Below are 12,633 nucleotides of genomic sequence, written 5' to 3'. Positions count from 1 at the left end.
ACTCGATCTGGAATGCGGTTTCGCTTCATGCCTGGCTTTATCTTTCTACCGCCATTGCGGCATTTTATAGTCGGCGAGGGATCAGGGAGGGTGTTTCTATGCAGCGTACCTTGAAATGGGTCGGGATTGTTTTTCTGGTCATCGTCGCCGCGGCCGCGCTGCTGCTGGCTTTCCTCGACTGGAACTGGCTGCGCGAGCCGATATCGTCCAGGATCGGCACTGCATTGAACCGGCGCTTTGCCATTCAGGGCGACCTGGACGTCGACATGGGCTGGGCGCCGCGCATTACCGTCGACAAAATCGATCTGGAGAATGCCGACTGGGGCAGTCAGCCGGAGATGCTGAGCGTGGACCGCCTGCAATTCAGCATCAGCCTGCCGGATTTATTGAAAGGCGATGTGGTACTGCCGGAGATCAGTGTATCCAGGCCCCGCGTGCTGCTGGAAAAGAACGCGAAGGGCCAAGGCAATTGGGAATTTGATACGGACAACAAAGAAGCCACCGACCGCACCGAATTTCCCAGAATCGGCCGCCTGACGCTCGAAGACTGCCAGCTCGATTACCGCGATCCGAACACCAGGACGGAGCTGGCAGTAAAGGCCTCGGCGGCGGGTGCCGCGAAAGAGCAGGGCGTGAACCTGCAAGGCCGGGGGCGCTTCCAGGGTGATCCTTTCAGCTTGAAGATGGAAGGCGGCTCGCTGCTGGAACTGTGGGAAAAGCACAAGCCTTATCCTGTCGATCTGAGGATGGTGGCCGGCGAGACTCGGGTAACGATCGAGGGGACCTTCGCCGACCCGGTGCAACTGAAGGAGCCCAATCTTCAGCTCGATCTGCAAGGCGGCAGTCTCGCCAAATTGACGCCTTTTATCGGTGTGCCGCTGGCCGAAACGCCGCCTTATCGATTCAGCGGCCGGGTGACGCGCGCCGGCGAGCGCTGGCTCATCCATGATCTGAAGGGAAAAATGGGCAGCAGCGATATGGCTGGCGACGTTGAATACAGCGCACCCGAAAAGCGGCCTTTTCTGAAAGCCGATATCAAGTCGCATCGGCTCGACTTCAAGGATCTGGCGGGTTTCATCGGCGTCGATCCAAAGGAAAAAAAAGAACAGGAACGCATCTTTCCCGATAATCCCTACGACCCGAAAGCGATCCGTTCCGCCGATGCGGACGTAAACTTTTATAGCGACAATATCATCACGCCGCATCTGCCGATAGACGCGTTCAAGACGCATCTGAAAATGGACCACGGCCGGATCGCGCTGGAACCGTTGAATTTCACGATCGATATCGGCCAGATCGCGTCCGTGATCAGGCTCGACGCGCGCAAGGACCTCATCGCCACGAAAGCGGACATCAAGATTCGCAAAGTGCCCCTGAAACGGCTTCTGGCCGAGACGCGGTTCGAGCCGGAAAGCGACGGCATGTTCTTCGGGCAGATTCTGCTCGACACGACCGGCAACTCGGTGGCGGACATGCTCGGACGCGGCAACGGCGACATCACTCTGCTGATGGATCAGGGGCGCGTCAGCAATCTGCTGATCGAGCTGGTGGGCCTGGATGTGGCCGAATCGCTGGGTTTTCTGCTGACCAAGGATAAAAGCACCCGGATACGCTGCATCATCGGCAATTTCAAGGTCACTGACGGTCGGATGAAAACCGCGCCGTTCGTGATCGACACCGTCGACACGAATATCAAGATCACAGGCCGGATCGACTTGGGCGAAGAGAACGCCGACCTGCGGCTGGATGCAAGCCCAAAAGATGTCAGTGTCTTGAGTGCTCGCGTACCCCTCTATGTGAAAGGGCGGCTTAAATCTCCGGATGTCTCGCCGGATAAGACCCGCCTGGCTGCCAAAGGCGCGGCTTCGGCCGTTTTGGGGGTATTGCTGACGCCGGTCGCCGCGATCATTCCCTGGATCGATTGGGGACTGGGTAAGGACAGTGCCTGTTATGCGATGATTAATCAGGCGATGGCCGACGACGCGGCGGCAAAGAAAAAAATGTCTCAGAGCACAACCGGCAGGAAATTGCCGGTAAAGCGCAAAGCCAAATGAGCGGTTGTTATGTGTCATTCAAAATGCCCGAACTGGAGCATTTTCATATCGTGTGCAAGGGGCGAATTTGTTCGCCTTCAAATCCGGTCCACGAGGCAATTCAGCTCTCATCCCTGTAGGAGCGGCTTCAGCCGCGATCAAAGTCTTATCGCGGCTGAAGCCGCTCCTACACAGGTTGCACGGCAAGGATGTTACGGCACAAGCGGACGATTAAGCTCGGTCCGCCAGGTGGCGGGATCGGGATTCGATTCCGGGCCTGAAACATAACGTTCCCATAAACAATCCTGCGGGTTCAGCCCCTCGGCGTCTATCCACGCGCAGAACTGGCCCCAGGCGGTGCCCAGCCCTTCATAACCGCCGCGGTACACCGTGCGGGCGACCTTGGCGGCCGGCAGTTTGCCCATCCTGACGCGGCCGGCCGGATTTAGGGGGCGGTCGACCGGAAAGCCTACCTCGAAGTCGAACGTATCGGTCGGTCTTCTCCTGTGGAACGAAAAACAGGGGCCGGCGGGAGAGAGGCCCTGAGCGGCGAGCGTGGACAGCACTTCGGCGATGGCGGAATCCATCGCCTCGACGATTTCCGCGCAGGAGACGACCAGATGAATCACTGCGGCGGGCTGTTCGTCCGTTTGTACGATTTGGGGAGTGTCGATCATGGTAAAGTCTCCGAGAAGTCAGGTTATATGGAATGTTTTATAAGCTTGCCATCAGCGCGTCAAGCCGATCGTCGCTTTTGACCGGCCTTTATGGAACTCCTTTGTTCGCGGGTTTCGCGATCAGTGTCGTAGAGTACGCACCGCGTACCCTACGCGGCTGTGCACAGTAGGCAACATCAATTGTTGGCTATACACTGGAACATAGCCCGTAAGGCGGAACACGATAGTGGTTCCGCCGGATGACATTTATATAATCAGAAAATAAGTTCGTTTATGGCAAATGTCAGAAGGTATTGGCCTAACCCGACACTCCAGCGGGTTCCGCTAACGCTCCTCCGCTGACGTTACAGGAGACAAAAAATGAATAGCGCACTCCGTTTTCGCGAAGCCTCGAAGCCGGATTTACCCGAGGTGCTGCAGCTCTATGCTCAGCCTGACCTTGACGATGGAAAAGTGCTTACCCCATTTGAAGCGGAACGCATCTTCGAGCGCATGGCGCGCTATCCCGATTACAAAATTTATGTCGCAGTCCAAGATACCCGCATCGTGGGCACATTCGCGCTGCTCATGATGGACAACCTGGGACACCTCGGCGCTCCATCGGCAATCATCGAAGATGTTGCGGTCCACCCTTCTTTTCAGGGGCAAGGCATCGGGAAGAACATGATGCGCCATGCAATCCGGCTTGCCGCCGAAAAGGGTTGTTACAAGGCGGTGCTGTCGTCAAATCTAAAACGCAATCGCGCGCATGCTTTCTACGAGTCACTGGATTTCGAGCGTCATGGCTTTAGTTTTCGCATCGCCCCCCGGCAAGACGCTCAAGAAGGACGCGCGATAGAACGGTAAAATCGCGCGCCTCTTGGCTTTATCATTAACAGAGTAAAGCCATGTCATTTTTCGTTCAACTCGATCAAATCGCCGCTTCGGTTCGCCTGTAGACGCCGCAGATGGAAGGCGACCAGCGCATCGTCCGGATAGGCGGCGCTCAGGCGTTGAAAGGCGGTAAGCGCATCCGGGCATTCCGAGCTCAACAGGCGATAAGCGGCTTCGTAGTCTTGCCGCGGCGCGCGAGGGGGCCGTCCGTCCGTTAACGGCTCGTAAACCTGTAACGGGATGGATTTTCCTTTCACGCGCAAGCATCCGATCGGGCGGGCGGGAATGTCGCGGCAGCCGGACCAGGTGGCTTCCGATACGCAGATCGTCGTGCCCAGGTATTTGTTGGCGCCTTCGAGCCGGGAGGCGGTGTTGACGGGGTCGCCGAGCGCGCGGTAATCGAAGATCGTGCTGCCGCCGAAATTGCCGACGATCACTTCGCCCGTATGCACGCCGAAGCGGGTTTGGCCGAACGCTATGTTTTGGGCGTTGAGCGCTTTCCGGTAATGTTCGGCGAAGCGCTGCATCGCGAGCGCGCAGTGCAGGGCGCGGCGTTGGTGGTCCGGTTGCTCTATGGGCGCGGAAAACATGATCGCGACCGCGTCGCCCACGATACGGTCCAGGGTGCCGTGGTGAGCAAACGCGATCGCGATCATCTCGTCCAGATAGCGGTTCAACGCACTTACCGCCGCTTCGGGGTCCATGCTTTCCATCAAGCCCGTAAAATCGGCCAGGTCGCTGAACACGAAGCTGCATGTCCGGCGGCGGCCGCCGAGTTCGAGTGCTTCCGGATGCGCGAGCAGATGTTCGACCCGGTTCGGTGAAATGTAGCGCGCGAAGGCCGCTTTGATCCAGCGCTGCCGGCGCTCGCTGTAAAGATGCCGGCAAATGCCGGCGGTCATGAATGTCCACAGTATAACCGCGCTGGGCAGCATCGGGTCGATCAGCAGGCGGTGAGCGGCATAAGCCTGCCAGGCGCCGGTCCACAGCGCGGCGAGGGCGAGCAAAAACAGGCCGAACGCGCGCAATGGGCCGGTATTCAAGGTGAACAGGCCGATGCCCAGGCTGCAGGCGATTGCGATCACCAGTTCCAATGCGCCGGACCAGGACGGCCGCAGCAAATAGTGGCCGCTCAACATTTGTTCGAGCGCTTGCGCATGGATGTCGATGCCGGGCAGGATATGGCCGAGCGGGCTGAAGCGCAAATCCATCAGGCCTTGCGCGGACGTGCCGACCAACAGGATCGCGTTTTGCAAGTCGGCAGGCGGCGCGCGGCCGGTCAAAACTTTCCAGGCCGGAAGATAGCGCATTGGTTCCGGCGGCGTGTAATGCAGCCAGATTTCTCCCCGCGCCGTGGTCGGCAGGACGAGCTTGCCGATCCGGATGGCGCCGATGCCGCCGCTGTTTTCGCTTTCGGCAACGAGCGTGATGTTTTGCGTTCGTTGCGCAATGCGCAGCGTTTCGGCGACGAGGGTCGGTACGATTTGGCCGCGATTATTCAAGAGCAGCGGAATTTTGCGGATGACTCCGTCGGCGTCGGGGGTGAAGTTCAAGGCGCCGTTGCCGGCGGCTGCCGCGGCGAGCGGCGGCAGGGGCGCCAGGATGCCGTCGATGTACGACAAACGTTCGGTTGCGAGCGGGTTGCCCAGTTCGATGAAGCGGGCCCGGATCGGCAGCGGATGCGCGTCGGCAGGGTTGGGGCCGGCCGCGGTAAAGCCGAGCACGACGCCGCTGCCTTTGAGGGCATCGGCCAATACCCGGTCATGGTCGGGCAAGTGCGCGAGGGTTTGGCGAAGGCTCTCGGAAACCGGCCAGAACTTCAGCATCGCTTGCGGGGAAGTACGGTCCGCTTCCGCGAACAGGATGTCGAAGGCGATCGCTTGCGGTTTGGCCGCTTTCAACAGGCCGATCAATTCGGCGATGCGCGTGCGCGGCCAAGGCCATTGGCCGAGCCTGGTCAGGCTGGCATCGTCGATATCGATGATTTTGACCGGCGAGATTTGGTAGTCGCGCGGTTTGAGGCGTTGAAACTGGTCGAACGTGGCGTTGCGCACGATTTGCGCAGGGACGGGGTCGGCCGCTTGCAAAGCCGCTGCGCATGAGACGGTCAGCAGCGTCGCCCAAACGCCGGCGCGCGTGTTAATGGGCGTTCCCGCCATGGCGGCTGCTCGATAAATGGCTTTTGAGACGTATCACGTTGGGGATGAAGCGGTCGCGGAGCATAAAAAGGGGTTGCGTATGTTCGATGAAGCGCACTTTGTCTTCGATACCCAACGGTTTGCCCATTCTTGCGCGAGTTTCTCCTGTAAATACAAGGCATGCTCGATCGTGAGGCCAAGCGAAGGCAACACGTCGGCCAGGCAAAGGGTCAATGCCGGCGTGGCGTTGTCGATGTTGTCCAATTCGGCCAGTTCCGGCGCATAGGCAGGGGCTTCGGGATGCGGTTCTTGCCGACGATGGTGGCGGCATTGCATTGGGTCAAGGCCGGCGGCCAGTAAATACGGTCGCGCCAGGTTAATCGAATGGCGTTCGAGCCGGAAGGGAATAGGGCTGCGGTTGTTGCCGTCGTGCCGGTAGTCATGGAACAGGGCGGCCAGGATGATTTCGATCGTGGTCTGCGGGGCGAGGTCGAGCGCCAGGCCGAGGTAACGGCAGCACCACATGACCTCGCAAACATGCTGCCTGTTATGGTAGGGCAGATCGAAGCGCGGGCCGTCGCGGTCGATGGCTTCGGCGAGGCGCAAACCGACTTGCCTGTGGACATTGTTGGGCGCGAGGGCGAGACAGTCGACGAGCGTCCGGAGAACCAAGCCGACTTTATTCGGCAAAGGGTCGATCGACCGGAAAAAATGCACGATTTCGACCGCGGCCGCATCGGTGCTTTGGCTGGAGTCGATGCGGAAAGGGGCGTGCGCGGTGTCCAAAAATTTTCCTTACTCAGTCGGTCGCCGGACGCAAAAAAACCGGGATGTCGATTTCATCGATTTGTTCGGGCGCCAGAAATTGTTCGGCAAATTTACGGTACGTGCCGGAGCGTAAAAATAATTCGAACAAGTCGGAGTCGATCTGCCGTTTCTGCTTCATGTTGTACAGAATATGCACGGCTTCAGACAGTTTGTAGGGCTTTTTATAGGGACGGTCGGCCGAAGTTAGCGCCTCGAAAATGTCGGCGATGGCCATGATGCGGGCCGGAATCGACAGCTCGGCGGCGGTGAGTTTACGAGGATAACCGCATCCGTCCAGGGTTTCGTGATGAGTGGTCGCATATTCCGGAACGCGTTTCAACGTGTCCGGAAACGGCATTTGTCCGAGCATTTTGATCGTTTCGATACTGTGTTCGTTGATTTTGTAACGATCTTCGGGGGTCAAGGTGCCTTTTCGAATACTCAGGTTATAGATTTCGCCGAAATTATACAAGTGTTCGGGGACGTCCATTTTGATGCCGAACCGGCTTTCGTCCTGTTTCGGGAAGGGCCTCGGGATGACATGATGGGGTTTGTCGCTCAGCAAACGCTCCTCGACCGGCAACGAGAGCGCGGCTTCGTCTTGCCGGCGCAGTTGTTCTTCGCGCGACAGGCCCAGGCAATCGTCGAAATGGCGTAGCCATGTTTTTTGTGCAATCCGGTTAATCCGTTCGATGTGGGCATCGTCCATCGTTTCTTTGCCGACGTTGCAGTCGGCGAGAAAGGCGAAATCGTCGAGCAATTCGGCCTTTTGTCGCGCGAAGCGAGTTTGCGCGCTTTCAGGGTCTTCACCCTGAAGGCATGCCTTCAGGCTTGCGATTTCGGCATCGCGCAGCAACACTTCGAAACGTAAGCGGATTTCGTGGATGCGGTTATAGAGCATGTCCAATTTGGTGGCTTTTTCGATCCTTAGCGTTCATGATAACTCCTAGAGTTTGCTAGTGTTATAGAGCATGTCCAATTTGGTGGCTTTTTCGATCACATATTCCGGCGTGGTGATCTTGCCGCAATCGTGCAGCCATGCGCCGACCCGGAACTCGAACCATTCGTCGTCGGAAGCAAAATTGAATTCGGCCAGGGGGCCTTCCGTTTCGAGACAGGCGGCTTCGGCGAGCATGAACGCCAGTTTCGGGACGCGCACGCAATGATGGCCGGTATGCGGGCTTTTGCTGTCCAAGGCGTTGGCAATGATGCGAATGATGTTTTCGGTGGCGTCTTTCTGGCTTTTTACCAACTGCAAATTATCCAGTGCGACGGCGGCTTGCGCTGCCAATGCTTCGACCAGTTCGACCGTATCGGCCGCAAAAGGTACGAATTCGCCGGTTGCGGCCGATTTGACGTTGAAAAATTGCAGGATGCCGATCACTTTGCCGCCGCGCGGCGCCATCGGTACGGTCAGTAAAGAAGTCGTGTGGTAACCGCTGCGCGCATCGAAATCGCGCGTGCCGCTGCAATCGAAGCGTCGCTCGCGATAGACGTCGTCGATGACGACCGTTTTATTGTACAGGGCGGCATAAGTGGACGCATAGGTGTCGTTCGGGCGGCCGGTCGCGGCGTCATAGAGCGCGATTTCGGTTAACGGCAGGTAATCGGCGCGGGTTCTTTCGGCAAAACGTAAAGTTTTGGTTTCGGTCATCAAATACATCGTGCCGCCGTCGCAGTTCAGCAAGCGTTGGCCTTCGACCAGAATGTGCCGCAATAATTCGGAGCGGTTCTTTTCCATCGCCATCATCAAACCGCTTTCGATCAGCATGTCCAGTTTCGAAGTGCGTTTCCGGATTTCCGCTTCCAAAAGATTTTGCAGATGGTTGTTGGTGTGCAGTATGTGGCCCAGGCGCAGGCAGTGTTGGATTCTCTGCGCGATGTCTTCATCGTCGCTTGCGGTGCAGAACCAATCGGTCGCGCCCGCGGCGAGTGCGGCATTGCGTTGCGCACGCGCGGCCGGGCCGTGTCCGATCAATATCGGCAAGGTGCTGGCCGGAAAGTGCTCTCTGATCGAGACGATCAGGTCTACGGCGGCATTCGGCATGCCGTCGGCCTCGATCAAGACCAGGTCGTAATGTTTGTCCAATAAGGCCGTGAAGATTTGCTCGGGCTGGCCGAGCACGGTGAAGTCGAGAGCGAGCGCGGCGATGGAGGGTGTTTGCTGCAGGCGAAGCGCGCGGCCGGCCTCGGCGCAATGCAGGACCGCAGGGCGTTTGGAAGAGGGGGTGCGATTGGGTTGAAGGTTCGAGTGCATCGATGACGGCATAGAACAAGGCGTGTCGAATTATCTGGCCGTGATTTCTACGCGCCGATTGCGCGGTTCGGCGGTGTTGTCGGGGGTGGGGACCAATAAGTTTTTTTCGCCGTGCGAATCGATGGTGATGTTGATGACCTGCGGCAGATTTTTTTTCAACAGCTCGGCGGTCGCTTTGGCTCTGCCCAGGCTCAACCGCTCGTTGTCTTGGGCGCTGCCTACGGTGTCGGTATGTCCGATGACCGAAATGTCGGGGGCCGGACGTTGCTTGATTTCGGTAAAAAATTTCGGAATTTCCGCCGCAGAGGCGGCAGTGAGTTCGGTTCCGCCTTGGTTGAAATACAGATTGAACGATACGGGTTTTTGGGGCGCCGAAGCCAGGGCGGCGCCGAAATCGCGCTCGATCCGCTGCGGATCGGCGACGAATGTTTTACCGGGCTGACCGCTGATTTCGATGCCTTCCGAGGCTTTGTCGAGCAAGGTCGTGCCGGCGGGCGTGGTTACCGAAACTTGGCCGACGCGGCCGTCGTCTTCGGCGAGCAGTACGACGTACGATTGCGAACAAGCCGCCAGAAAGAGGCTGAGCACGAGAGGGAGCGTCGAACGGAGCGGGGGCGCTGAGTACGTGGTCATCTGTTTCAGTCCTCGACTTTGACGGCAAAGCGCGTGCCTCTAACGCCGATAATACCGGTTGGCGTGTTGATCGATACCGCTTCCGGTTTGAGTTTGGCGATGATGCCGGAGAGGTAATGCAAAGTGCCTTTGGCAATGCGGGCGGCGAGCTTTAAACGATCCTGCGCCGGTTTGTAGAGATAGTCGTCGATGCTGACTTCGGTGTCGGGCCCGAACGACATGACCGTATTGTCTTTCAAGGTAATGCCCAGGCTGCCGTCGCTTCCGGTCGTTAGCGTGCTGCCTTGGTAAATGGGGGTTCCGGGTTGCGCGTCGACGGCGATTTGCCGGGTCGATACGAAAGCCTTGCCATGCGCGATTTTGACGTAGCCGATGGCGTCCGAATCTGCGCTCCAGCTTCTGAATGCGCACGACGACAGTAACAGGATAAGGACTAAAACCCGGCAAGAGGGTAATGGCATGCTCATTTCCTGAAGTATTTTTGAGAGTGACGCAACTCGAAAGCAGGTTGGATTCGACGCTATCTACCGGCGTCATTCGACCCGGCCGAAAATGCAGATTCAACCGAAATGCAACTCAAGTGATAATTTAATCATAATCAACATGACGATTCAAATCAGTGAACTGCATCTATCTTTCAAGGTAACGTCCCGGATGAGTCCTATCTCCGGGTGAAAATCCCGTACCTGCGTTATCCAGGGCGACGCGGAGGCGTGCTTTTTCGACGGCGAGCCGCCGTTCTTTATCGCGCCGCGCCAGCTCATTGGCCAGATCCAGCCATCCGGCCCCACTGCCCAGGCGTTCGCCGCTGGGGTCGATGATTGGGGCGGTCACCTGCAGGATGCGGCCGCCGAGTTTATTAAAATTGACGCAAAGAATACGGATCTAAAGTGAAAACGTCCTCGATGATTCCATAGGTTGACCGGCCACGAGGGCCGATGGCTTTACCGATCCGGCCGGGTGGTGCTTTAGCTCCGCATGGGCCGAGCCCTTTTTTGCAGATTGACCTTTCGAAATGTGCAAGCGGGCTGTTTCGAATATCCGGAGCCGGAATCGATCCTATCGGTGGAAACGGGATTGGGCATTTGAATCAGTAATGTTTCGGCCACGATCCCGTTGCGTTTTAGCGGAAGAAAGCCCGCCTTATTGTTCTACCGTCACGAATGCCAACTTGGTAATGCCGGCATGCTGAGCGGCGGCCATCACTTCCGCGACTTTCGAGTAGATCACGCCCTGGTCGGCGTAGAGATGGACGGCCGTCTCCGGGTTGTGCTGAAGTTCGGCGGTCAGTTCGGCTTCGAGCGTGGCGAGGTCGGCGAGCGGCTTCTTGTTCAGCGTGACCAGTCCCAGCGCGTCGATGCCGAGTTGCAGCGGCTGGTCCTTCACGTCCGGCGTCGTTTCGGCCGTTTTCGGCAGATTGACTTTGACCGATTGGGTCAGCAAGGGGGCGGTGACCAGCAAGATAATCACCAGCACCAGCATCACGTCGACCAGCGGCGTGACGTTGATTTCGCTGATCGCGTCCTGTTCTTCGGAAGATTGCGTATTGAAGGCCATGACGAATTATCCTTGTTTGGCTTCGGTGTTGAACACCAGATGCAGAAAGCTGCCGGCGAAATTGTCCAGCGCTTGCCGATGCTGTTTGGCGCGCCGTCCGAAAAAGTTATAGGCCAGTACCGCCGGCACTGCGACCGCAATGCCGATCGCGGTGGCGATCAACGCGTCGCCGATCGGCCCCGCCACTACGTCCAGGCTCGCCGAGCCGCTTTGGCTGATTTCGTGCAAGGCGTGCATGATGCCGAGTACGGTGCCGAACAGGCCGACGAACGGCGCCGTGCTGCCGATGCTGGCGAGCAGCGTCAGGCCGCTTTCGAGCGCGTGTTGTTCTTTCTGGGTTTGGATGCGCAGGGCCTGGCCGAGCAGTTCTTCCGGCGAGCCGTGGAATTTGAGCATCCGGCCGGAAGTCGCCTGCATTTCGTTGAGCCAGCCGAACCCGCGCTGGGCGATGCGTGCCTGCGGTCCGCGGGCTGTCATGATCGGCAGCGCTTTCGCGCTTTCGACGTCGGATGCTTCCCAGAACGCGTCGGTGAAGCGCCGGTTCTGATAGCCGTGGCGGGCGAACTGCCAGATTTTGAATACGATCAGCGACCAGGTGGCGATCGAAAACGCCAACAAAGTGTAAAGGGTGCCGTCGACGATGACGGTCGGGGCGATATGATTGGGCATTGAATCTCCTGCTATCAATTGTTTAACGTAAAAATGATCGGCACGATTACTGAGCTGGCGACCGGCGTGCTGCCGCGCATCGCCGGAACGAATTTCCACTTTTTGACTGCGGTGGCCGCCGATTCGTCGAGGATGTCATGGCCGCTGCTGCGGTAAACGTCGACACTGTCGCTGAGGCCTTCGGCGGATACCTGCACCTTCAGCAAGACTTGGCCTTCCCAGCCGCGGCTGCGGGCCAGGCGCGGATATTCCGGTTTCGGGTTGAAGCCGTAGTTGGCGCGGAAATTCGCGTCGGTAAAGGTTTCCGCGGGCGGTGCGGTGGATTTTGTCGGCGCAGGCGGAGCAGGCGGAGCCGGCGGCGCTGGCGGCGCTGGCGGGGTTTCGGCTGCCTCGGCTTCGGCTTCCGCCTGCTTGGATAAAGCCACCGCATCTTTCGGCAACGGTTTCTTCATGACCGGCTTTTTCTTTGCAACGGTTTTTTTCTTCGGCTTCGGTTTAGGCGGCTCCGGCGGTTTCGGCGGCGCGGGCGGAGCGGCATGGGGCTCCTGTTTCGGCGCGGCGACCAGCGAGACTTCCATCATCAACGGTTTGGCCTGGGCGATCGGTTCGGCCGGCGCGAACAGCCAATGCAGCGCCAACACGTGCAGCAGAAAAACCGCCAGCACGATTTCGCCGAACAGATAGCCGGGACGTTTTTCGCGGCGCAGGCGATCGAGCAGCGCTTGCCAGGAAGACAACGGATGGGAACTCGTCCCGCCCGGATACACGAAATCCGGTGTTGACGGTCCGCCATCCCGGCTATTGAAGAGTTGCATGAGAATTTTTTCCGTAGCGTGTGAAGTTGTTTTTGAGTTTGGCTTGTCCGAAATAAGACGTTTCAGAGCGCAAAATTCCCCACCTCTGCGTGCAAAAAATGCGGTATTTGCCACATCAGCCTCCGATTCGAGAAGGAAGCCCGATGGTTTTCGGTCTCAGGATGGGGCCAGAAT

At 58.2% G+C, this 12,633-nt stretch carries 13 protein-coding genes; 2 read left to right on the top strand and 11 right to left on the bottom strand.

The features are described 5' to 3' along the window. Positions 1-98: 98 nt before the first annotated feature. A complete protein-coding gene (locus tag CC94_RS0100480; RefSeq protein ID WP_005373059.1) occupies positions 99-2,054 on the top strand; it encodes an AsmA family protein in 1,956 nt (651 codons plus the stop codon). A 191-nt stretch (positions 2,055-2,245) separates the two neighbouring features. On the opposite strand, the gene CC94_RS0100475 is transcribed toward CC94_RS0100480, so the two are convergent. After that, entirely contained in the window at positions 2,246-2,710 is a 465-nt protein-coding gene (locus CC94_RS0100475) for a GyrI-like domain-containing protein (protein WP_005373058.1), read from the bottom strand. A gap of 360 nt (positions 2,711-3,070) precedes the next feature. Between CC94_RS0100475 and CC94_RS0100470 the strand changes: the two genes are divergently transcribed. Beyond that, positions 3,071-3,556: a GNAT family N-acetyltransferase gene (locus CC94_RS0100470; RefSeq protein WP_005373057.1), complete on the top strand. Its 486-nt coding sequence runs from the start codon at positions 3,071-3,073 to the stop codon at positions 3,554-3,556. 44 nt (positions 3,557-3,600) lie between these two features. On the opposite strand, the gene CC94_RS0100465 is transcribed toward CC94_RS0100470, so the two are convergent. The 10 genes from CC94_RS0100465 to CC94_RS0100425 form a co-directional block, all read right to left on the bottom strand. After that, the gene (locus CC94_RS0100465; RefSeq protein WP_005373055.1) at positions 3,601-5,742 is read right to left on the bottom strand and encodes a CHASE2 domain-containing protein; all 2,142 of its coding nucleotides are present in this window, start codon (positions 5,740-5,742) and stop codon (positions 3,601-3,603) included. A gap of 33 nt (positions 5,743-5,775) precedes the next feature. Then, positions 5,776-6,507 carry an HD domain-containing protein gene (locus CC94_RS0100460; protein ID WP_005373052.1) on the bottom strand — a complete coding sequence of 244 codons (732 nt, stop codon included), beginning with the start codon at positions 6,505-6,507 and terminating at the stop codon, positions 5,776-5,778. A 13-nt stretch (positions 6,508-6,520) separates the two neighbouring features. After that, entirely contained in the window at positions 6,521-7,429 is a 909-nt protein-coding gene (locus CC94_RS24455) for an HD-GYP domain-containing protein (protein WP_051040385.1), read from the bottom strand. A 45-nt stretch (positions 7,430-7,474) separates the two neighbouring features. Next, positions 7,475-8,785: a GAF domain-containing protein gene (locus CC94_RS24450; protein WP_051040384.1), complete on the bottom strand. Its 1,311-nt coding sequence runs from the start codon at positions 8,783-8,785 to the stop codon at positions 7,475-7,477. A gap of 30 nt (positions 8,786-8,815) precedes the next feature. Continuing rightward, positions 8,816-9,418, bottom strand: a complete 603-nt coding sequence (locus tag CC94_RS0100450) for an OmpA family protein (protein ID WP_005373051.1) — start codon at positions 9,416-9,418, stop codon at positions 8,816-8,818. Between the two features lie 5 nt (positions 9,419-9,423). After that, the gene (locus CC94_RS0100445; protein WP_005373049.1) at positions 9,424-9,879 is read right to left on the bottom strand and encodes a FecR family protein; all 456 of its coding nucleotides are present in this window, start codon (positions 9,877-9,879) and stop codon (positions 9,424-9,426) included. A 169-nt stretch (positions 9,880-10,048) separates the two neighbouring features. Further along, positions 10,049-10,252 carry a hypothetical protein gene (locus CC94_RS23480; RefSeq protein WP_157203338.1) on the bottom strand — a complete coding sequence of 68 codons (204 nt, stop codon included), beginning with the start codon at positions 10,250-10,252 and terminating at the stop codon, positions 10,049-10,051. Between the two features lie 309 nt (positions 10,253-10,561). Next, positions 10,562-10,975, bottom strand: a complete 414-nt coding sequence (locus CC94_RS0100435; protein ID WP_005373048.1) for an ExbD/TolR family protein — start codon at positions 10,973-10,975, stop codon at positions 10,562-10,564. A 6-nt stretch (positions 10,976-10,981) separates the two neighbouring features. Continuing rightward, complete coding sequence (locus CC94_RS0100430) at positions 10,982-11,644, bottom strand: MotA/TolQ/ExbB proton channel family protein (RefSeq protein ID WP_031429459.1); 663 nt, start codon at positions 11,642-11,644, stop codon at positions 10,982-10,984. 14 nt (positions 11,645-11,658) lie between these two features. After that, positions 11,659-12,459 carry an energy transducer TonB gene (locus CC94_RS0100425; protein WP_005373045.1) on the bottom strand — a complete coding sequence of 267 codons (801 nt, stop codon included), beginning with the start codon at positions 12,457-12,459 and terminating at the stop codon, positions 11,659-11,661. Between the last annotated feature and the right edge of the window lie 174 nt (positions 12,460-12,633).

This window comes from Methylomicrobium agile, from assembly GCF_000733855.1.
GTDB lineage: Bacteria > Pseudomonadota > Gammaproteobacteria > Methylococcales > Methylomonadaceae > Methylomicrobium > Methylomicrobium agile.
Note: the sequence above shows the minus strand (reverse complement) of the source record. Positions and strands in the feature narration are given on the sequence as shown.